General features: G+C 45.7%; 18 protein-coding genes, 1 pseudogene and 1 riboswitch. All 19 genes and pseudogenes read right to left on the bottom strand.

All coding sequences use genetic code 11. The annotated features are described in order from the left end of the window. Nucleotides 1–130: 130 nt before the first annotated feature. A riboswitch (cobalamin riboswitch) is annotated at nucleotides 131–331 on the bottom strand. Nucleotides 332–703: 372 nt separating this feature from the next. Beyond that, on the bottom strand, nucleotides 704–2,059 hold the full coding sequence (locus RCO25_RS09465) for a family 4 glycosyl hydrolase (protein ID WP_308995899.1): 1,356 nt from the start codon (nucleotides 2,057–2,059) through the stop codon (nucleotides 704–706). Nucleotides 2,060–2,074: 15 nt separating this feature from the next. Next, on the bottom strand, nucleotides 2,075–2,701 hold the full coding sequence (locus RCO25_RS09460; RefSeq protein WP_308995898.1) for a hypothetical protein: 627 nt from the start codon (nucleotides 2,699–2,701) through the stop codon (nucleotides 2,075–2,077). 123 nt (nucleotides 2,702–2,824) lie between these two features. Then, the gene (locus RCO25_RS09455) at nucleotides 2,825–3,646 is read right to left on the bottom strand and encodes a hypothetical protein (RefSeq protein WP_308995897.1); all 822 of its coding nucleotides are present in this window, start codon (nucleotides 3,644–3,646) and stop codon (nucleotides 2,825–2,827) included. Nucleotides 3,647–3,782: 136 nt separating this feature from the next. Then, nucleotides 3,783–4,793 (bottom strand): LacI family DNA-binding transcriptional regulator, encoded by a 1,011-nt coding sequence (locus RCO25_RS09450; RefSeq protein ID WP_308995896.1) that lies wholly within the window; start codon nucleotides 4,791–4,793, stop codon nucleotides 3,783–3,785. A 362-nt stretch (nucleotides 4,794–5,155) separates the two neighbouring features. After that, on the bottom strand, nucleotides 5,156–5,923 hold the full coding sequence (locus RCO25_RS09445) for a sugar phosphate isomerase/epimerase family protein (RefSeq protein WP_308995895.1): 768 nt from the start codon (nucleotides 5,921–5,923) through the stop codon (nucleotides 5,156–5,158). Further along, nucleotides 5,913–6,884, bottom strand: coding sequence for an aldo/keto reductase (locus tag RCO25_RS09440; RefSeq protein WP_308995894.1), 972 nt, complete (start codon nucleotides 6,882–6,884; stop codon nucleotides 5,913–5,915). Before RCO25_RS09440 ends, RCO25_RS09445 begins: the two co-directional genes overlap by 11 nt. A gap of 36 nt (nucleotides 6,885–6,920) precedes the next feature. Then, entirely contained in the window at nucleotides 6,921–8,396 is a 1,476-nt protein-coding gene (locus RCO25_RS09435) for a leucyl aminopeptidase family protein (protein WP_308995893.1), read from the bottom strand. Then, a complete protein-coding gene (locus RCO25_RS09430) occupies nucleotides 8,393–9,304 on the bottom strand; it encodes a metallophosphoesterase family protein (RefSeq protein WP_308995892.1) in 912 nt (303 codons plus the stop codon). The genes RCO25_RS09435 and RCO25_RS09430 overlap by 4 nt, the downstream gene beginning before the upstream one ends. 20 nt (nucleotides 9,305–9,324) lie before the next feature. After that, nucleotides 9,325–10,881, bottom strand: coding sequence for a glycoside hydrolase family 38 C-terminal domain-containing protein (locus tag RCO25_RS09425; protein ID WP_308995891.1), 1,557 nt, complete (start codon nucleotides 10,879–10,881; stop codon nucleotides 9,325–9,327). 97 nt (nucleotides 10,882–10,978) lie between these two features. Continuing rightward, nucleotides 10,979–11,920, bottom strand: coding sequence for a carbohydrate kinase family protein (locus RCO25_RS09420; protein ID WP_308995890.1), 942 nt, complete (start codon nucleotides 11,918–11,920; stop codon nucleotides 10,979–10,981). A 63-nt stretch (nucleotides 11,921–11,983) separates the two neighbouring features. Then, complete coding sequence (locus RCO25_RS09415) at nucleotides 11,984–12,874, bottom strand: CehA/McbA family metallohydrolase (RefSeq protein ID WP_308995889.1); 891 nt, start codon at nucleotides 12,872–12,874, stop codon at nucleotides 11,984–11,986. Nucleotides 12,875–12,898: 24 nt separating this feature from the next. After that, nucleotides 12,899–13,810, bottom strand: a complete 912-nt coding sequence (locus RCO25_RS09410) for a carbohydrate ABC transporter permease (RefSeq protein ID WP_308995888.1) — start codon at nucleotides 13,808–13,810, stop codon at nucleotides 12,899–12,901. 82 nt (nucleotides 13,811–13,892) lie between these two features. Then, a complete protein-coding gene (locus RCO25_RS09405) occupies nucleotides 13,893–15,629 on the bottom strand; it encodes an extracellular solute-binding protein (protein WP_308995887.1) in 1,737 nt (578 codons plus the stop codon). Between the two features lie 70 nt (nucleotides 15,630–15,699). Further along, nucleotides 15,700–16,650, bottom strand: coding sequence for an ABC transporter permease (locus RCO25_RS09400; RefSeq protein WP_374992090.1), 951 nt, complete (start codon nucleotides 16,648–16,650; stop codon nucleotides 15,700–15,702). Nucleotides 16,651–16,798: 148 nt separating this feature from the next. Next, nucleotides 16,799–17,629 (bottom strand): histidinol-phosphatase HisJ, encoded by an 831-nt coding sequence (gene hisJ / locus RCO25_RS09395; protein WP_308995886.1) that lies wholly within the window; start codon nucleotides 17,627–17,629, stop codon nucleotides 16,799–16,801. A gap of 169 nt (nucleotides 17,630–17,798) precedes the next feature. Further along, complete coding sequence (locus RCO25_RS09390) at nucleotides 17,799–18,515, bottom strand: glycerophosphodiester phosphodiesterase (protein ID WP_308995885.1); 717 nt, start codon at nucleotides 18,513–18,515, stop codon at nucleotides 17,799–17,801. An 87-nt stretch (nucleotides 18,516–18,602) separates the two neighbouring features. Continuing rightward, nucleotides 18,603–19,313: an MgtC/SapB family protein gene (locus tag RCO25_RS09385; RefSeq protein WP_308995884.1), complete on the bottom strand. Its 711-nt coding sequence runs from the start codon at nucleotides 19,311–19,313 to the stop codon at nucleotides 18,603–18,605. Between the two features lie 571 nt (nucleotides 19,314–19,884). Then, a pseudogene (locus RCO25_RS09380) lies at nucleotides 19,885–20,424 on the bottom strand (alpha-L-rhamnosidase-related protein). Nucleotides 20,425–20,675: 251 nt separating this feature from the next. Further along, the gene (locus RCO25_RS09375) at nucleotides 20,676–22,040 is read right to left on the bottom strand and encodes an ABC transporter substrate-binding protein (protein WP_308995883.1); all 1,365 of its coding nucleotides are present in this window, start codon (nucleotides 22,038–22,040) and stop codon (nucleotides 20,676–20,678) included. Nucleotides 22,041–22,091 lie beyond the last annotated feature (51 nt).

Below are 22,091 nucleotides of genomic sequence, written 5' to 3'. Positions count from 1 at the left end.
CTTTTTTTGGCAACAAAAAAACATCTTCCGCTTTTGGAAAGATGTTGGGGCTGTCACGTGCGTAAGAGAGCATAGGAAAATACCTATAGCTGAAGCACGAATAAACATCTCCCTCCCATCCTCGTGAGAATTATAGAGCACTCTTATGGCAGGTCTCCTGGCTTCGCTTCATTGCTCGACTATCCCCTTCCCGTCCTAACCGGACAGTGGATAAAATGATAGTCAGCTCTGCGATACAGTGGCGGGACCGCGTCGGACTTTGACCGAACTTCCCTATTAAGCTGCTTGCGAATAGTAACTTCACGGCAGCACCATACTAGCTATTCTATGAAATTGTAAGTATCAGACTTGTGAATTGTATCAAAAATTTGTAGATTAGACAAAGGTTCTATTAATATTTATTAATACACTTTCTCTATGTCCTATATTTTTCCACTTTCATTTGTTTCGCTACTAAATCACATCTTTTATTCAAAATCTTGTTTTGATCATTCTTCCTTAAATTGATATAATTTAGAGTCATATACACCCTCTTAAAAAATATATGTAAAATAGCGGCATATAAGCTTTCGTTTCATCGCCAACCCGAATCTGTAGGGGGAGTTAGTGGATCTTTCTCCTGTTTAAGGAGCTTGGCCGATTCTTCCAATCCGAGAATAATCTACCGTTTTCGAGATGTTTATATCACGGATTCAATTTTTAATTAGAGTAGACCGCCATACTCTTTTGTATAGCCATCTACCAATTTCTTAGCTAAGGAGTAGGAAAAAACAAGCGGATGCACAGTAAGCGCTCTGATTGCCAATTCAGGAGATTTGTTCATGATGGCATCAATTGTCAATTTTTCATAGAGCTTAATCGTTTTTACCAGCACATACATATGTTCAGGAATTTTACCAATATGAACCGGCTCAAAACCTTTTCGGGATACATTGCAAGTTACCTCAATTACATCACTATCCTCTAGTCCATCCATACTGCCATTGTTAGGTACGGATAAAATGACTTGTTTGCTCTCGTCTGTTTGCAATGCTTCGATACAATCCAGCATGACGCCGGCGTAGCCCATGGAATCCGGAATCTCCAAGTGCCCTTTTTCGATCGTTACATTTTTCTCTTTATTCGCTTCAATACTCATATAGGAAGATTCTCTTGATTCCATATAGTATAGGAATGTTTGAAGGGCTTCTTCAGGATTCGCATCCATATCTATACTCAACAGTTCATTCATCATAAGAGTATTAATATTTTCAATATTCTTCCCTCTTGAATTACCCGATTTAATTATATGATCAATCGCTTGTTCTCTATGATAGAAGTAGTATAGATACTCATTCGGTAAATACCCCATTGATTTAATGAGCGAGAAGTCAAACATGTTAAACTCTTCAACTTTGCTTAAAAATTTCTCGTCATTAACAAGCTCAGGCAATAAGTCTTTGCCTTCAAAGATGACTTTGCCAATCCAGGAAAGGTGATTCAGGCCAAAGAACTCGACATACATATGATTCGGGTCGATCTCAAGCGCTTTGGCCATTCGGATAATCGTCGAGCTAGGTGCATCACAAATTCCGATTACCTTATCAAAACCTAAATTTCTCAGTGCTTGTGTAACAAGTCCCGAAGGGTTCGTAAAGTTGAAGATCCAGGCATTTGGAACGATTTCTTTAATGATTTTGCAGTATTCGACGAGTACTGGTATCGTTCGGACAGCCATTGAAAACCCGCCTGCGCCTGTCGTCTCTTGGCCAATCACACCATGGCTTAAAGCTACTTCCTCATCAATTACACGAGAATGATCATTTCCCACTCGCAACGTGGTCACGACATGATCCGCATCTTGCAAAGCTTCCCGTATATCGTTTGATGTTTCGACTTCAAATTGCGCATTTTCTCTAGCCATAACATAAGAACATAATTTACCAATAACGTCCAGTTTCTCTTTAGCAATGTCATAAAGCACAACTTTCTTAATACCTAGTTGCTGATATCTCGCGATCAAGCCATGAATAAACAATACGGTTCTTACGCCTGCTCCACCAATAATTACGATTTTCATAGGACCACTCCTTCTCTACATTCCTTCTATTATTTCTGTCTTTATCGTTCTTGTTTTAAAATTGTATGCGAAAATAACAACTGTGTTATCCAGTTCAATACGCAGCTTGGCTTTGGAAGAAGATCCACTTCTAGGATAGTTATCAATAGAATAGATTGAAGATAACGTGCCATAGGGCGCTACCGCAAATTCATACTCCCCCTTAAATGGAAAAACACAACTTAACCTATACTCACCATCACCCACATAATACATCCGTGTCACTTCACTGTTCGAATCATGGTTGATCACGCCTAAATGATGTTGGAAATTACGGAATAGAATGACTCTTGAAGGCAGCTTCACGCTTGTTAGCGAATCATATTCATCCTCTGCTCCGTACTCACGAACCAATGGCGGATTTCCTGCTCTTTCTCTTAAGTTGTTCTCCGACACCCAGATCCGTTTCATCGTTTCTTCTTGCCCAAAGCCTAATGAACATGCTTCACTTGGCATATTCACTTTGTAACAGCTGCTAATCATTTCTTTGCCTGACCCGTAAGCCTGCATCTGGATTCGACAACTGCCCAACGTTCTCATAAATGGCATTTGAAAATATGCATTTACATTGTTGATTGCCGTCCATTTGAAGGTATATTCCAAATATTTATTTCTGCTTTCTTCCTCTTGTGAGGCAAACCATGTAATTTGGTCATAACCCCACCACTCTAACCATGCGCGTTGCTCATAGGGGATCTGATCTTCTTTTTCAAAAAATTTCCAGCCCTAGTTATCGAATTCCATAATCATCGGTAACGTTTCGGAAGCCCCACCGCTAGGGGTCAACCCTCCCTCATAGTAACCTTCCCGAACAAGAGCAAGCTTCTCTCCAGGTACATCCAGGATTGGCATTCTTGAATATGGCATAGAGTGAAAATCAAATAGCAGTTTACCGTTTACATTGACACCATGTGTATGCGCATCAAGAAGAAACATATTGCGTCTTGCATGCTTCTTTGCATAGTTGCGAATCATTTCAAATAATCGATATGTCTTCTTATAGCCTGCATCGTCTGCAGTATAGAGGTGGATTTGGCCCATATGTATAGCTTCAAATCCCGCTTCAATATAACGTACAGCTCTATAGTAGAACCACATCTGTGTTTCTATTTTATCGATATTAGGAATTTCACACGTTCCATCTGAACCGTATCCTAATGGGCTATTGTCGAACAACATCGCGCCATAGCGGAATGTTCTCTCTTCATAAGCCAGATCAAAGGCATCAAATACCCATTGCGGGATCTTGATCTTCTCCACGTCGGTGTAGATCACTTCAAAAATACAAGTCTGCAAAATAATTTCCGCATCCAACGCATATACGCGATCTGCTAAAGCCTTAGATTTACGGAAATGCTCCTCATCGTCAGGTTCCATGTTCCAAACGCCAGAAGCCCTGCCTAGAAACTTGGCACCGATGTTTATTATCGCGCGTAAATCATCTTCCAAGGTGTCACTGTTTATCAAATTGGCCGCCGTTATAGCCCTCGAAAGATAGCTTTCCAATACTTCTTTGCTTATACTTCCTTGAAACTTATAGTTTTTCAATGGGTTAACCTCCTTAGAAAATGTAATTCAACGAATTCCAGAGTTTTTCTGGTATCGTTACCATATTGACCGAACGGTTCCCGTTTACAACGGCTACAGCCGTTATTTACGGGAATATCAATTCCACAACCTATGCTTAACTCCGAGCTTTACAACTATCACGAATAACAAGATGATGCTGCAGGATAATATCCTCCTTCGGCGCAGATGGCTTGTCCATGATCAAATCAAGCAACGAATAAACCGTCGTTTTGCCCATCTCGTGAATAGGCTGCTCCATGGATGACAATTGCGGACGAACCAGCTCCGTCAGTTGACTGCCGTCAAATCCAATAATGGATATATCGTCCGGAACGTTTAACTTATGATCATGGATACAGTTCATTGCCCCTACGGCCATATCATCGCTCACTGCAAATACGGCCGTCGGTCGAGGTTCCGAAGCTAACATTTCCTTCATAAGCATGTAACCGCTTTGCGTTTTATAATTACCAAAGCGGATGTAATCTTCCACAACGGGAATACCATTGTCCGTTAATGCCTTCAGGTATCCAAAATATCGATTTTTCCCTGATGTGACGTCTCGCAAGTCGCCTCCAATAAATGCGATTCGCTCATGACCAAGCCCGATCAAATAATTTGTCGTATCATAGGCGGCACTGTAATCGTCAATGATTACGGAAACAAACTTTTGATCCTCTGGACATACACTGGAGAATATCACGGGGATATCCAGCTTATTAATAAACTGTCGGATTTCATCATTCAATTTTTCATGCATGATGATAATCCCTTCCACACGCATTTCTTTAAAAATGTTTAAATACTTGTACTCTTTATCCGTATCTTCATTAATGTTACACACAAGAAGATTATATTGATTGAGACTTACCGCTTCTTCGATACTGCTTAAAATAGTGGAATAGAAACTGGAGGTGAGATCTGGAACGATAATGCCTATAAGGTTGGTCTTTTGACGTACGAGACTTCTGGCGATATGACTCGGCGAATAACCAAGGTCATCAATTACACGCTGTACTTTCGCCTTGAGTTCATCCTTTACATATTTCTCGCCGTTTAACACTCTCGAAACCGTCGTAACGGAAACTCCAGCTTTTTCAGCGACATCCTTGATTTTCAATTTCACGTACCCCATCCTTCCTGCCTGCAAACCTGCTTTTATTGTTCCCGAACCTATATGATATCGATACCAGAAGTTACAAAAAAAAGGTATACAAAAAAAGATTATATATAATTTTATGTTATGATGATACCGGTTAGTTTGTCAATACTATTAAAACGTCTTAGACGGATCTTCGTCTCCATCCCCACCCATTACGGACAAAAAGCAAGGTAAGTGCGTCTCTTCCTCCATATACGGCTGACGTGTACCTTCTGCCGTCATAAAGGAAGAGGTTGGCTCCCCTGCTTCGTGTCATACTATCAGATGGAACGTCTATTAAAAGCATCTTCATTATCGATCCATCCGTTTAAAAATATTCTTATAATCTATTTAGATGCACCGCTCACCAATTTCCTTAAATGTTCCAAGGACAGTGCCAAACTGTCAAACGGATTTCCAGGACAATAATCTTGTTCGACTGCGTAGTATTCGACGCCGTTTGCTTCGCCCCATTGAATAATGGGACCAAAATCGATCGATCCCGTGCCTACTTCCGCGAAATATTGCCGATCGTCATTCGTCATATCCTTGAGATGCAGAATTGGGAACTTCCGCCCTGCATACTGGGAGATGTACGTTAACGGGTCGCGGCCGGCTTTTTTCACCCAATAGGTATCGATTTCCGGCAGTAGAGAATAACCATCCTCCGTTGCAAGCAAATAATCCAGTGCGACCTTGCCGTCGATTTCGATATGAAATTCAAAGTCATGGTTATGGTACCCCACGTGGTAACCGAGTCCTCTGACTTTGCCCGCTACCTCAAGTAATTCTCGCTTCGCTTGGCGATATCCGGCTTCGTCCTGCATTTCAGATGGAAGATAATGGCAGTAGAAATAAGGAGTGCCGAACGATTCCGCTTCTTTCAACACAACGTCCAGCTCAGTGTTCATCCGGGTTAAGCTCACGTGCATTCCCGCGACGGAAAGACCCGTTTCTTTCAGCACAGTTGCAATCTCTTCTGCAGGGTATCCGTGCAGTCCGTCAATTTGGACAGACCTCCACCCCATCTCTTTCAAGATGCGGAGCGTCCCATAGAAATCCTTCTTGCATTGTTCACGCAATGTGTACAGCTGTGCGGCAAATTTATTGCGCAATCCACTCTCCTCCTTCCATCAAATCCAGCCAACGTATTTCCTGATCGGAGAGCTCGACCTTTATTCCGTTTACCGACGACAGCAATTCTTCTATCGTTTCCATCCCGATTAACGCCGCGGTTGGGAAGGGTTGGTTCAACACATAGGATAGCGCGATCTGAATCCGGCTTACGCCCTTCTGCTCTGCTAGTTTCTCCGCCCTGGCGTACCGCTCCCAATTGTCCAGCGTATAATAAACGTTGACCATCTCCGCATCATCCAGTTTATCCGGCGAGAATCTCCCTGTGAAGAAACCTCCAGCTTGGGATGACCATGCCAAGAGCGGCATGTTATTGCCCTCGTGCCATTCGCACATTTCGCGTCCCGCCGAGACGCACCCTTCCCAACGAGGCACTCTGCACTTGGCCAAGCTGAGGTTCGCACTGTTAAACGTAAACCCTGTCAATCCGTGCGATTTCGCGTAATCGTTCGCTTCTTGAATCCGATCATGCGTCCAGTTGGAAGCACCGATGGCATGAATCCGTCCTCCTTTCAAGTGTTCATTTAGCACTTCCATAATCAGCCCCACATCTACGTTCGGATCGTCCCGATGGAGCGCATAGAAATCCACGTAGTCGGTTCTGAGTCTTTCCAGACTTTCCAGCAAATCTTTCGTTATCGCTCGCGGATTGACTCGCGGGCCCGGTTCTCCATCGTCATGGTGAGCTCCCTTCGTTAGGATCATCAACTCACTTCTTCTGCCCGTGGCATCCAGCCATTCGCCGATTCTGCGCTCGCATTTGCCGTACTGGTGAGCCGTATCCACCGTGTTCCCTCCGACTTGAAGGAAGGTGTCGAACATTCGGTCGATATGCTCCCTATCGTCTTTCCGCAAGAAATTTCCCGAACCCATAATAAGTTGCGAGCACTTCTTGACAATCGGACTGCCGTTTATTATACCTTCAATATTTATCGTTTTCAAAAAGAGTCTCCCCTAACGCCTGTTCCGCGATCGGACTCAGGCATGTGATCTCTCGTGATGCGCCGTGCGACTCAGCACCCATTCCGCCAGAAGCCGCGTGCCGAATCCTGTAGCTCCATGTACGACATGCCCTTTCGTCGCTGAAGCATCCTTCAGTCCGGCCATGTCCAGATGTACCCACTTCATCGACGGATCCACGAATCTGCGCAGAAACAACGCAGCGGTTATCGCACCTGCTTCCCCTACACTGCTCACGTTGCAGATGTCGGCGCAATCGCTATCAAGATAACTTTCGTATTCGTCCGCCAACGGCAACTGCCACACCTTCTCACCCACCCTGGCAGATACATCTCGCATCGAATCCACCAAGGACTGATCTCCGAATACGCCCGCATATTTGGAACCTAACGCTCCTGTACAAGAGTAGGTTAACGTGGCGATATCCGCAACATCCCGGGCTCCGAGCCGATGCGCATAAAGTAACGCGTCGGCAAGCACCAGCCTGCCTTCCGCATCGGTATTCCCGATTTGTACGGTAAGCCCGTTCGCATAAGTGAGAATTTCGCCGGGAAGAAGCGCGTTACCGCCGGGCATGTTTTCCGCCGCAGGGATAAGAGCGACAACCTTGAGAGGCGCCCCGCTCCTCGACAAAATATCCATCGCTCCGATGACGGACGCCCCGCCGGCCATATCCATCCGCATATCGCTGATGTTATAATCCTTCTTGAGTGAAATACCGCCGGTATCGAACGTGATTCCTTTGCCCACTAGAGCGATTAATGGTTTTGAACTGTCGGAAATGTACGTCATCTTGATGAATAAAGGTGCATAACGGCTTCCGCGGCCTACCGCCAAAAGTCCGGCCATGCCTTCCTTCTCCAATGTGCTTCTTGACAGAACCTCAACCTCAACCGGCGTATTCGCAAAGTGTTCTTGAACCCGGCGGGCCAACATCTCCGGGCGAAGTTCGTTCGGCGGTTCATTGGCCAAGTCTCTTGCCAGCAGTGTTCCTTCGGCGCGCAGCATAGCCATACGGACTTGCTCCTCTGTTTCCGCCGTTTGTTCCACATCCAATCGCAAGGGCGGAACAACCCGATCCGCTGGCGCCGACTTGTATTTATGGAAAGTGTAAGTACCCAGCATCCAACCTTCCATCCATGCCCCTGCGGTTTCCGCAGCATGCAATGGACTATTCTGAATGGCATTCAACGAAACATGGACTCTCTCCAACCGGTCCTTCATTACGGCTCTTCCCGCATTTCCCGCGGCATTCCGGATGAGATCCGCATCCGCCTTAGATTTCTCTCCTAACCCAACAAGCAGAACGCCCGGTTTGCCTCGTTGTCTGAACATCCAAGTTAATGCGTCTTTCTCGCCAGCCGAGGAACGCACTTCAACGTCCCGCATATCAGCTGCGTTCAAATGTGCGGGGATTCCGCTCTCAATGTCTTCCTTGAAGAGAGGATAAATTACCGCATCTCCATCTTCGAATTTTCCGAAATGGCCCTTCATCGCGCGATACCCCCGTCGTCCAGGCGAATCCACGTCTTAAAATCGCGTAAGCCTTCTTGAAGTCGGATGACCCGTGCCCCGCGCTGAAGCTTACCATAGCAGTTATATCCGCTCACGCGCCCGTAACAAAGGCGTATTCCGTGGAGCATGCCGGTATAGTCGTTGTCATGATCATGACCGACGAAAGTGCCTATCACGTCTCCCCGCTCCATCAAGGCCGTGAATAATCCACTGTTGACTTTAGCGCATTCGACTCTCTCGAATTTAGACCCGCTCACATTGCCGACCTTCCACAGCTCATCATATTCCTGTAGTGGTATATGGAAGAAGCCGAGTGCCGGAAGCTTCTTTCCGTTACGGTCTTCCGCTTTGCGGGACTGCTCGGCGTACCAGTGTATTTGATCCCTATGAATCCATTCATAACCGCCTACTTCTTCGGGCGCCATCATGCCCGAATCAAGGAAGTAGAGCAAGGCGGCTTCCGAGCTCCCGCTTTTAGACGCGCTCTTCACTGTCAGCACATAGTTCCCTACCCCGCTAATATCGGAAGGCCCCGCCTGCGTAAGGCAGCTTACGTACTCATGCTGAATGCGGAGCAGCTCTTCCTTGGTAACGCCTTCCTCGGTGTCATGGTTGCCGAATACCGCTGCCCACGGGACGCCGCATTCAACTACCGTCGATATGGCTTTGCGGAACGACGCTTGCGGATCCGCCACCCCATGGCTCCAGATCATATCGCCGGTCAGCACGATGAAATCCGGTTGCTCCAATTCCACTACGCGCCGTACTAACTCCAACGTTTGGGCATCCCGATCCAGCTCATCCTCTTTTCCGCCGCCCAGATGCATATCCGTAAACTGCACGATGGTAAATGTACCGTCTCCGCGAAACTTTAATTCCCTATTCATTTTTCTGCTCCTCCCCAACTTTAAGGTGCAAATTCTATGCACAGATTAACGACGCAATACGCACGTGCCGGGAATCGAATAGACGTGCCGTCGATCTGTATGTCCTCATCTCCCGTATTCCGTTCCAATGTATCGACCCAATATGCTTTCTTAACGTTCCGATACAAATCCAATTTGGCAACGGTGGATTGCCCTTCGGTTTCGTATGCCCTAATAATCCAACGAGGAGCTGCATTTCCTTCTTCAGGTACCTTAATAGCAGAAATCGCCGCAGTCCCCTCTTCCATATGAAAAAAGCTTTGCTTCGTCGGCCACGCCCCTTTACTGGCTCGAACGGATACATGGCTGAGCGGATGTTGATAACGATAACTTTCTTCAATCAAGGAAACGTTGTTGTCGCAATCGGTCAGGCATATCGCCAACCTGAACGTATGTGTTCCGGTGTCCGGATGAGGATCGGGGGCGTAAGAGCCTCGCAGCAGCGTTACGGACAACGACTGATCGACGCCTCGGAATCCGTATTTGCTGTCCGTGACCATCATGATCCCTTTGCCTTTTCCTTGCGGCATTCCCACTGCCCAGCTATTCGCAGGTACGTCGATATCCATCGGTTTACGGGCAACCGTTCCGAATGCGGTATCGTATTTGTATGTTTCGCACTCGTAACCAAGTGGAACGATAAACTGCAGCTGCGGAGTAAACTCATCCTTACGGCCATACTCGTGCCAATCACATTCGACCTGATAATCCAACCGGGAATTTCCACGGTCGAGAGAGATCGTGACACGCAAGCTGGAATTGCGGAACGGCACGCGGTATGCCACGGATTGACGGATCTTATTCATTCCCAAATCGCTTCCTTCGATATGCTGCCCTTCCGTCAACGGTTCAACTTTGCCGTATCTGCCAATAAGCCAAGCATTTCCTCCGCCATTAAACGCATCTTCTTCAATAAACCGGAATAACGCTCCCGAACGGCCTCGATCCGCATATTCTTTGCCGCTTTCCTTATCGATTAATGAAATTAGGCTCAATGAACGGGTATCGAGAACGGCCTTTAACCGCTCATTCTCCAGCGTGATTGAATGCAGCTCATTTGGCGGCAAATTTTCGCGGGTTAAGTAATGATCGTCTGCGGACAAGAAGTTCATATCCCCGCCTTTCTCCTTCATAATATAAGTGCTGTAACCCATAGGCGGTACAGAGACGGCAAGGAGCACGCGCAAATAGAAATGTCCCCAATTCTCCATAAAGCCCCGGTCTACGAACTGATAATCAACGTGGTTGCCTTCATCGTCATAGAATGCGAGGTTTCGAAGATCTCCATTCCAATCCCAGATCGTGATTTCCGTAATTTCATTCCGCTCAGTCCATACCGAGTTGAACACGTGGAATATACGCGTTTTCCCTCTTCCCCGGTCGCTTTCCCCGATTTGGAACAGGTCTTTCACGCCAACTCCCGCTCCCGCCCCTTCGGAGAAGCTTTCTCTTAGACCTTCGTCTTCTACGATATAACGGGAATTATCTATATTCGCGGCAAGCTGCCGGATTGCGGCGCTTCTCTTGGCATTCTCCATAGCGACGATTTCCTGGTCAATAACTATTCGTGTAATTGTTTTTTAACTTTGCTTTTTTTTCATGCATCGGATTCGCAGCAGCCATATGATTATCCTCCTACAAGCTAATCTCGGATTGACGCGCTTCAATAAACTGTTCCAACGTTGGCAGGTCCACTGTGCCGGTACTGCCTCCGTATGCCCCTACCGATAACGCACCGCAGGCATTGCCGTATACTAAACAATCTTTAACCGGCATACCTGACAAAAATCCATATATATATCCGGCGTTAAATGAATCTCCAGCTCCCGTCGTATCCACAACCTCAACGTTATAGCCCGAACAATAAGTTGCAGTCCCGTTCATTATAGACACTGCCCCTTTAGAACCCAGCTTAACGACGACATTTTTATTCTTATCGGTCAAATATGGAATGCTTTCACCTATAGTCTCACAACCCGTATAATGTACAGCCTCCGTCTCGTTCATGAAGAGCACGTCAATCCATGCCATGAGTTCAAAAATACCTTGATACCATTCTCCGGTGTCGTCCCAACCCACGTCCAGCGAGACGGTGATTCCGGACCGGTTCAATTCGCGGGCAATCGCCATAAACTCTTTATGATTTACACTGCCTTTATATCCGGTTATATGAACGTGCTTGGACAGAACTAAATCCTCGATTGCGACTTGCCCCAATTGAAGCTCTGAGTTTGTTCCGGCGTAAGAAATAAAGGAGCGGTCCCTCTCCGGATTGATAGCAATGGAGATGCCCGTTTGGTTTAGATCACTCTTTTTTACGTAACTGGTATCGATACCATATCGATGGAATTGATTAAGGATATATTGACCGTAGTAATCTTTGCCTAGTATTCCTTTAAAGGCAAGCTTCTTGCCCAGCTTGGCAAGCGTAATGCTGAACAATGCCGCTCCGCCACCGACATGAATTGTCATGTCCCGGACAAATACTTCTTGTCCGGGGAGCGGCAGTTCGTTGCAGCCAGTAATAACCAAATCTACGTTTGCATCTCCTATAACAACGGCATCGTATGTTTTCAACGTCTTCCCTCTCTCTGTCTTTTCCTGTCTCTTCCTGCAGCTGTTTTGCTGCAACGAAATACGTTAATCCGCTTCAATGAACAAAGGCTGGGAGAAAGCTGCATACCCTCCCTCAATATAAGCGCTTACGCGGACATAACCTTCATCGCCCTGACATTCGTACTCGATATGCTTTGTTCTGCCCGTCACTTCATGAAGCACCCGGCCGTCTTTGCCGAACAATGTCACGTACTTGTACATTTTGTCCAGCAACTCGTTGGATTTCAAATCAATTATAATCTTGTTTCCTTCGGTCCGGATAGAGTCAAATCCAAATCCCGTCGATACGTAGAAACTTCCGCTTATGATTGCCTTTAATATCGCTTCGCGTGAATTTTCTTCCACAAGCACCATATTCCACGCCTGCTTTTCCTGACCGTACACATGGGAGTCATCGTTCCCGAATCCCCATATCCTGCGTCCCGCAGTCAACAATGCGTCCCACTTGTCGAACGCGATATCGTATTCTATATTCCCGTCGCCGTTATACACTTCAACTCCCGTGTATCGTTCCATCTGCAGCATGTCTTCCAGCGTCCAGAAGTTAGAGAAGTAACGGTTGGGATGAACCAAGACGCAAATGCCGCCGTTATCCAGCGTGGCATTCGCAAATCTCTGATAATTGTCAATGGTAAATTCATTGCTATAATTCTCCATTATGGAATGAGGAGGCTGAACCAACAGCATATGCGGTTTCCGGCTGCTTACTTCAATCGCTTCGAATACGGTTGGTATGTTGCGTTCCCCATCTAAATTCGTAATTTTGTCATGATCGGAAATCGCCAGAAAATCATAGTCGCCATACATCTTGTATACCGTTTCCAATGAAAACCATCCGTCGCTGTTGTTTGTATGATTGTGGAAGCTTCCGCGTATCCAGCTGCCTTGCGTATCGTATGGGTTTGCTATTCTCATTCCAATCCATCCTTTATCTGTTAATTATTCCTTAATCGAACCAATCATGACGCCTTGGGCAAAATATTTCTGAATAAACGGATAAATGATAATAATCGGAGCGACAACGATAATAATGGTTGCCATTTTCATAGAATCACCGGTGACCTGCATTTTTTCAAGCATCTCATATTGACTCATGCCTGCTGCTTGTTCCAACTTGCTTCTCATCGCTTCCGCTCTGGTCAACATCTCTTGCAGAAGCGTGGAAAGAGGCCGGAGCTCGCTCGATCTTACGTAGAAGGACCCGGTAAACCAATCATTCCAATGACCTACGGCATTAAACAATGCAATAACCGCAATAACAGGTTTACTTAGCGGCATGATGATTCGCATAAAGATGGAGAAATCGTTATACCCGTCAAGTCGTGCCGATTCTTCCAATGAAACATGGATTTGTTGAAAGAAGGTCCGCATTATGATAAGATTCCATGCGCTGTATAGCGAGGGAATGACATACACCCAAATCGTATTCGTCAAATGGAGATCCTTCAACAGCATATAGTACGGGATGATTCCGCCGCTGAACAACATCGTGAAAAAGATGAGCAATGTAAAAAAACGTACGCCCGGCATTGTCTTACTTTTCAGCGTATACGCGGCCATTGCCGTAAGGAACACGCTGGCCACCGTCCCCACAACCGTCCTGAATATAGAGATGCCGAAAGCCGTTACAATGTTGGCGGATGTGATCACTTCTTGATAATTTTGAAGCGACCATACCCTAGGCCAGAAATAGATTCCTCCGCGTTCGGCGTCTTTTCCGGCATTGAAGGACAGGGCAAGAATATTTAAGAAAGGAAGAATGATGGATAAGCACAGCAGAATAATGAGTGAGTAAATAACGATCTTAACTACTTTTTCCCCGAAAGTCGTCTTGTGAAATTCCTTTCCCACACGTGTTTCCCCTCTCGTATTTGATGAGAGGCCGGTCTCGCCATGATCGGAAGTAACCGGCCTGCATCAAGAACATCATAGACTAGAATTTCAAATGTGTTTTTGGATCTGAGTCTTTCTGTTTCAACAGCTCCAGGAATTGCTTCAATCCGGTAGCTTCTAGCTGTTTGGATGCGGAATCCAGAATTTTCTTCGCTTCGTCCGCGTTTTTCGCGTAATAGGCGCGAATCAAGCTGTCATCGTAATTTTCGAACGCGGTTTTCAGTTCCGTACCTTGTTCGAATTCGCCGATGAAAGACAATGGAGTGTAGCCGTCCACGATTTTCGCGTTTTTACGTTTCTCGTCCCAGCCCCAGTATTCGGCGATTTTCAATGCGCCTGCGTTGACTTCCGGAGCAACTGCATCTCCGTACTCCATCTCGCCAAAATCGGCCATCCGGTCGATATCCGTACCTCCCAGAAGTTCTCCCCAGTAATTGGCCACTCCGCCAAAACCAAGTTTTTTCGCTTCTTCCGGATTGCTCGTTTTCAAATCAATAACTTCTTTCTTCGCAAGTGGATTGCCTTTGGCATCAAGGGTGTAGTCTCGGCCCTCAAGGCCGTATTGCCATAACAGCTTTCCTTCGCGGCTTGCCAGGAAGTCTGCCAGTTTCATGATATCCTCCGGATTTTTCGTTGTAGCCGGGATCGCCCAAGCGGAATAACCGGATTTATAATCCACTTGCATTTGATATGGACGGTCAACGAAATCAATTGGGCCTAAAGGTAAGTAATGCATATCTTTGTTATATTCTTGATAGTTGTGCGTATCTGCGATGATACCCCAAGTTTCGTTCAAGGCGCCCTCAGTGGCGCGGCTTTCGTCAATGGTGAAGAATTCCGGGTGAAGTAGCTTCTCGTTAAGCAACTTTTGAACATATTCAACTTTCTTCAATGCAAATTCGGTTTGGCTTTCGTGCAAGATGTTGCCGTCTTTGTCCTTCTTGATCCGCTGGTCGTCGGCACCCCACTCCAGATCGTTGAATAAAGCGCCGACTTCTTTGCCACCCCAATAAGCAGGACCGATCGGAACGACATCTTTGCCATTCTTGTCTTTGAAGTTGCCTTCATTGATTTTCTTAGCCAGCTCGTAGAGCTCATCGGTTGTATTAACGGTCCTAGGATCAATATTCAATGCTTCCGCGATATCTTTGCGGATATACGGCCCGCCTGCATACTTCCGGGTTGCGTAGCCGCCTTGTCTGGCAACGTTCATGTGAACGAAGTAGGAGGAGCCGTTAAACTCCGGACGGAACATGACGCCATATTTCGTATCCAGTGGAAGGTAATCGTCCTGCAAATATTTACTGTAAACTTTGGATTTTTTCATCAAAGGCGTTAGATCCGTAAACATGTTTTCTCTTGCGGCTTTAAGAATGACCGACATTTCCGGACGACCGCTGTTATTTAAGTAGAATGTGATGAAGTCAGGCAAGTCGTTCGATGCCAATCCGGCGATGAGTCCGTCAATCGAATGGTCCGCGACCATGATTTCAATTTCCAGATCGATACCTGTACTTTCTTTTAATTGTGCTTTAATCTCGTCATTCATGTCTTCCGTATAGTCGTCGGTGCCCATGAAGACTAACCCTTTCACTTTACGATCGGCAATCCAAGTTGCCGGCTTACTGGTATCTGTCGTTACGTTCTCTGTTCCCTTATTCGATGTGTTGGCCTGACCTTCATTGTTTCCGTTTCCGTTTCCGCTACATCCTGCCAGGAACATGGAAGCAATAAGCGGTATGGAGAGTAATTTGACCCACTTCTTGTTTTTTAGCATTTCATCATCCCTCTTTTATCATTTTTTTATGAAAATCGTCAAAGACGTTTTTCAACTAAAAGGAATACTGTTACCATAAAGAAGTTTCAGAAACTTTCTTGGAAATCCGGTTAGCCAAAATTACTAAGATTAATCCGATTACCCCCTGCATCATTCCTACTGCTGTCGCGTAACCATATTGTCCGCCTTGAAGGCCCACGCGAATGACGTAAGTATCCAAAATTTCCGAAAGTTGCATATTCCCTGGAGTTCTAAGCAGATACAGCTGATCGAAACCGGCGGATAATATATTTCCTAATGATAAGATAAACAAAATCAAGATTGTCGGTCTTATCGAAGGTAATGTGATATGCCAAATTTCTTTCCATTTGCTGGCCCCGTCCATCTTGGCCGCTTCATACATATCCGGATTGATGCCGGCAATCGCCGCAAGATATATAATGGAGTCCCAACCTACGGTTTTCCAGATATGACTGCCGAACATGATTTGATAGAAGTAATTCGGCTCCATCATATAGAAAACGCTGCCGTCTCCGCCGAATTTCGCGATGATTTGGTTCAGCAAGCCGTTATTCGGCGCGAGAAGCCTTTGCACCAAACCGACTACGACAACCCAAGACAAAAAGTGAGGCAAGTAGGATATGCTTTGCGATATATTCCTGAAATAGCGGTTCTTCACCTCACTAAACATAAGCGCGAGAATGATAGGAAATGGCAAACCGATAAACAGCTTCATGAAACTGATAATTAGAGTATTCTTAATTAGAGTCATGCTCTGATAGTCATTGAAAAATCTCTCGAAATACTCGAACCCTACCCAAGGGCTTCCCAGAATGCCCATATTGAACTTGAATTCTTTAAAGGCCAGAATCAATCCGCTCATTGGAATATAGGCAAAAATGATGAAAAATACGAGACAGGGCAGCAGCATCAGGTACAAATACTTGTGCAGCATAATATTTTTCCATAATTTCTTTGATGGCTTTGCTGTTTTACCCGTTGTGGTCATTTGTGTTTGCATGGATTAAAGATCACCTTCTCCTGGGTTAATAAGGTGCAAAGTTACGAGCGAAGCAGCTTTATACATTGGCGCTAAATAAAAAAGTGCGGCGCTTTCATAGTTTCTATGGTATCGCTACCATAAAATTGAAATAGAATGGGACGGCTTTCTATTTTGCAGCTTGAAGCATGGCTTGCTCATACCAGTCCCAACCCGCACCGACATCTCGTGACGAATGGGCATCGGAACCGTAAACCACTTCTATCCCTCTTCTTACGCATTGCTGCAGGAACCATTCCGGCACATAAGTCTTGCCGCATGTAGCTTTCCGGAATCCGGCCGTATTCACGTCAATCCCAACTCCGGCCTTCTCAAGTTGTGGCAGGATCGCGCTTAGCCTCTTCCTGATCTGATCTTCATCAAATTCGGGCAATTCCAGGCGGAACTTTTCTATTAGGTTAATATGGCCGATTCTCTTGCGCATCGGCAATTGTTTCGCGAATTCAATGGCAGCTTCCACATGATTGTAGTATTCATCAACAACTGCTGCCAACGTGACGTAGTGTCCTAGCAGCCCTTCCCTGAAATCTTGGATCGTATAGTCAATGCAGCGTATGCCTCCAACGCCTGGCAAGAAATGCACGGACACCACAACGTCTTCTAATGTTCGCTCGCAAGAATCTATAACTCCTAACATAAAATCGGGTGCTCCGTCCAAATAATCCAGTTCTAAACCTACTGCGACTTCAATTCGGCCTTCAAACCGCTCTTTCGTTTCGTAAGCTTGACGTAAGTAATGAGGCAGCTCGAATGATTCCATCGCCAGTTCTTTAAACAATTGGCGATTGAAGATCCAACCCTCAGGCAGCGGAGGATGTTCCGTAATGGAGTACCGTTGAAATCCCTGTTTTATCGCCTCTTCCACATATAGACGCATCCCTGAATCGCTGCCATGTTTGCAAAAATTTGTATGAGTATGGGCATCCCATTTGAGTGGCATATACTCACCTCCTATCATCAATTAATCATGCTAATAGAATGGTAATATTCTTGTGTAACGCCCATGTCATCATAATATTAACTTTGTATGATATTATCGAGCATTCGTATGCATCGGACGGATATGGTATCGTTACCATATCCAATAAAAAAATCATTTTCTTTGCAAATTACTTTCTAATCTCGAGCATTCCTTCAACTTTCCGTGTTGTTATGGCATCCACCTTCATCTGAATAAAAATCTTCATAACGATCGGATCATCCACGGTATATACCCATACCGCCAAATTCCTCGCATGCGCAATATCGACGATTTCCTTGCGGCACGTGCGATAATTCATGTTAATTCCATAATAACCTTCATGTTGTGCTTGCTCGCAAATGGCTAGAGCAAATGCTTCGTAATCAAGTTCTTCATCCGCGGCAAGTTCATCCGGGGTGTTCATTAACACTTGAATTCCGCCGTTATGCCGGGTAATTCCGTCAGAACAACCTGTAATGAACAGTCTGTCCGGATGTTCAAAGCGCTTAATAGACTCCATTGCAGGTTCAATGCTCTCTTTGTCCTTTATATCCAAATTGAGTTTCACCTTATGCATTGCCGCCAACTGCAGAATATCATCCAACCTTGGAATTTCATGCTTCTCGTATACGGGATCCAATTGAACGCGAATTTCTTGTTGGTTTAATTGTTCGTATGTATACGCCCGAAGAAGCGGTGTGTCATCATGAAGCAGAATTGCCGTGCCGTCATTCGTCACCCGAATGTCCACTTCCACAATATCGGCTCCGCTGTCCACACCTTCCAGAAATGAGTCCGTTGTGTTATCCGGTGCATTTCCGCAACCTGTATGTGCAGCAACCAAGACTCTTGTTTGATTAATCATCTCGACTCCTCGAAATATTTAATAGTAAGCGCTTTCCTTGACGTTATTATAGTCTTAACTTTCTGTAAGCACAATCATTATTTCGTGCTATGCCGTTAAATATTTTTCTTTGCTGCCTCTATTAACGCTTGCAATTTGATTCGATTCAATGCTGATTACGACTTCCATACAGGCAATCTCTTCAATCAGCGCATGAAATTTATCCGAGGTATTCCCTTTGAGACTGAAATGAAGGTGCATCGTTTGCAACTCATCAGAATCGGTAACAGGAGATTCTTGATGAATCATCTTCAAATTCGTAATTTGAATGCCGTATTCACCGAATTTAGAAGCGATCTTGCCTAATACGCCCGGTTTATCATAAATTTGAATGTCGAGATCATGAATCCTTCGGTCCTTAAGCCAATGTTTCTCCCACTTGTTCAGAAGAAACAGGCTGATGAGAACTAACAGTGTACATACCGAAGCACCCAACATAAACCCGGCTCCCGTACAAAGGCCGATGGCCGCTACGACCCATACGGAAGCCGCCGTCGTCAACCCTTTAATCATGTTCCCGTTCCTTAATATCGCGCCTGCTCCAAGAAATCCGATTCCGCTGATGACCTGGGCAGCCAACCGAGCCGGATCCATGCGTACATTCGTTTCATTCACAAACTGGGAGAATCCGTACATGGAAAGCATCATAATCGTCGCAGATCCCAGGCACACCAAGATATGGGTGCGAAACCCAGCGGCATGGTTACTCCACTCTCGTTCGATTCCTACTAAACCTCCGAGCACAACCGAAACAATCATTCTGAAAATAAGTTCCCAATGGGAAATTTCCCATACAGAATGCAGAATCCTCTCACCCCTTCTATGGTAGCGGTTTCATAAATAGACTTTCGAACTGTTATTTCAAGTAATAAGCATTGTGTTCAACATTTCTGGAAACCTTTCCATAATTCACATTACGTTTTTATCGTATTGACAGTTTGGAGTCTGATAACGATTCCATAAAAAACGTCATGAGTCCTTTATTAAACTTATTTCCAATTATAATCACATTAATTTGGTTTGTAAACGTTTTTTTGGAACGACAAACGGGCAGGAGAGCCCTATGCGCTCCCCTGCCCGTTTGTCGATGTTGGTTAATGCATTTGTCCAGATCCAGAGGTATTAAAAGAAGAATGGAACGTGTACGTACCGGAACCGATACGAACGAATACAGATCCGTTTTTCTCTTCAATAAACGCGATATCCGGCACGGAATCAATTATCTCCCGCTTTCCTTTATGCTGCGAGCATCTGCAGCAGGTATCGCGACAACTACGGATGCGGAAACAGGAACGGTCACATGCAATGCGGGTGCTCCGGTGGCCTCCCGTTACCATAGAACGTCCTGCTTCCCTTGCGTCAGCATATGGGAGGCTTTGACCCAGTCTCCCCCCTCCGTCAGATAAGACTTTATCATGAGCGCATGCTCTTTTGTTCCGTCATAGTCGATTGCAATCCCGGCTAGAGCGGAGTAAAACCATTCTTCGATGTGACCCATCATAAAGTGATTCTGCGAATGACCGTCTGTCGGACCGTCCCAATAATCGGTCAAGCTGGAAGCCCCATGTGCCACTTGATAGGCGTAATATGGCTTCATTGTTTGTTAAAGCATCTTCTGAATGACATCCGATCGATCCAGGCGTGTTAAAGCCAACAGCGTAAATCTGTATCCGATTTCACCGCTCGTAATCGCGTAATCTCCTTGCTTAAGATTTCGGATGAGCGACTCAAGCGCTGCCTCATCCGTCTCAGGCGTTGTAAGTCCCACAGCCAGCGGAGCCGAATTGGACGTTTGCGTTCCAGTGGCTAAATGGTTCTGCTCAGGATCGAACCACTCCCGCTCGAAAGCACCCTTTACGTCTAGCGCCAGCTGCTAATACTTGTGCGCGTCTTGCTCTTTTCCGAGCAATTGAGCGAATTTGGAGAGAATGATGCAATCGTAATAGAAGATGGCCGTGGCCGTAATTCCTTTCGGCGTCTAGTCCGACATGCCGTCAGTAATCAACAAAAGTAATACGAAATGTTATATTAATTCATATGCTCAGTACAAAAAACACCCTATGCGGCCAATAATTCCGCTTAGGGTGTTTGATTAGTAGCTTACTTATGATTACAACTCAATTATTTCAATGACTCACGAACCTCTAATGTCCGTTTATTCCACTTTTCCGTTTCGGGAATTAATTTATTAATATCGGCCCCGTCGAAAATGATTTCATTCAAAATATTGTTCCAGTTGTATTCGGACCATGCGGGAATCGTAACACCTGGCTGGATTTTGGCATTTTCCTTCGCGATTTTGACCGCTTCTTTGTTTTTGCCTTCCCACATTGGCGTCTCGTCATAATAGGCCGTCAATTCCGGATCGATAACGGAAGCATTCGCTCCTTGGTCGATTTTCCACTTTTGCGCTTCTTTCGAGAATTGGAAGCTGATCCACAGGAATGCTTCTTCCTTATGCTTCGAGCCGCTAAGCATCGACAGCGGACCGTAAATGCTATAGCCAGGCTGGCTTACTATTCCGCGAGGGAAAGGCAATACGTCCCATTCGAATTTAGCGTCCTTCTTCAGACCCGGCAGCACCCAGTCTCCGCCGATCGCGAAGCCTGTTTTACCGTTTATGAATTCTCTCGTTACGTCGCCCGACTCGGCAGCCTTTGCATTGCTTTGCATCGAACCGTCCTTCCAGACGAAATCCGACAGCCATCTCACGTCATTCATGACATCAGGCGTGTTCAGCAAGCTTTGCGTCAAATCCTCATTCATGTAGTGAATGTTGTCCGCATGGCCGTCAGCAATCGCCTTCGTGCTCAGCACGCGCATTTGAAATTCCGGCTGCGTCGTCAAACCGTATTCACCTGCCTCCGGATCCGTAAGCTTCTTGGCAATGTCGCGGAAATCATCATAGGTCCAATCGTTGGCCGGCATTTCCACGCCATGCTTAGCAAGAAGATCCTTATTCACCAAAATCCACATTGGCACGTCTACAAATGGGACTGCAAGCTTTTTGTCTTTATACGTCATCGTATCGAAGAAGCCTTCGGGCAGCTGCACATCCTGGAAGGTCGGGTCCTTCTCGATATAGGGAGACAGATCCTCCACAAGCCCGGCTTGATCAAACGTAATGAGGTCGCTATCGATCCATGTCAAGTCGGCAGGCGTTCCTGCCGCTTCCAAGGAAGCGATAATTTCCATGATCGGCTGGCTGTTGACCGGCACCTGCTCGATCGTGATCCATGGATATTTTTCGTTGAATTTTTTGTATAATTCCGTGTATGAATCCGACCATGAGATCAGCTTCAAGGTAACTGGGTCTTTTTTGACATCTGGCGCGGGCTGGTTATCCGCTGCAGCAGGCGGCTCGGTTGCCTCACCCGTATTGTTAGGGACGTTGCTGCCTCCGTTATTGCTGGAGCAAGCAGAAAGTATTACCGAAAACATCAATACGAGACACAACATCCACGTTAAACCACGTTTGTTTTTCACTGTATTAACCTCCCAAAAGTTTTGTGATACGCAAGAAGCTCATCACTTATG

The organism is Paenibacillus sp. LHD-38, from assembly GCF_031157315.1.
Classification (GTDB): Bacteria; Bacillota; Bacilli; order Paenibacillales; family Paenibacillaceae; genus Pristimantibacillus.
This window is presented reverse-complemented; position numbering and strand designations above follow the sequence as displayed.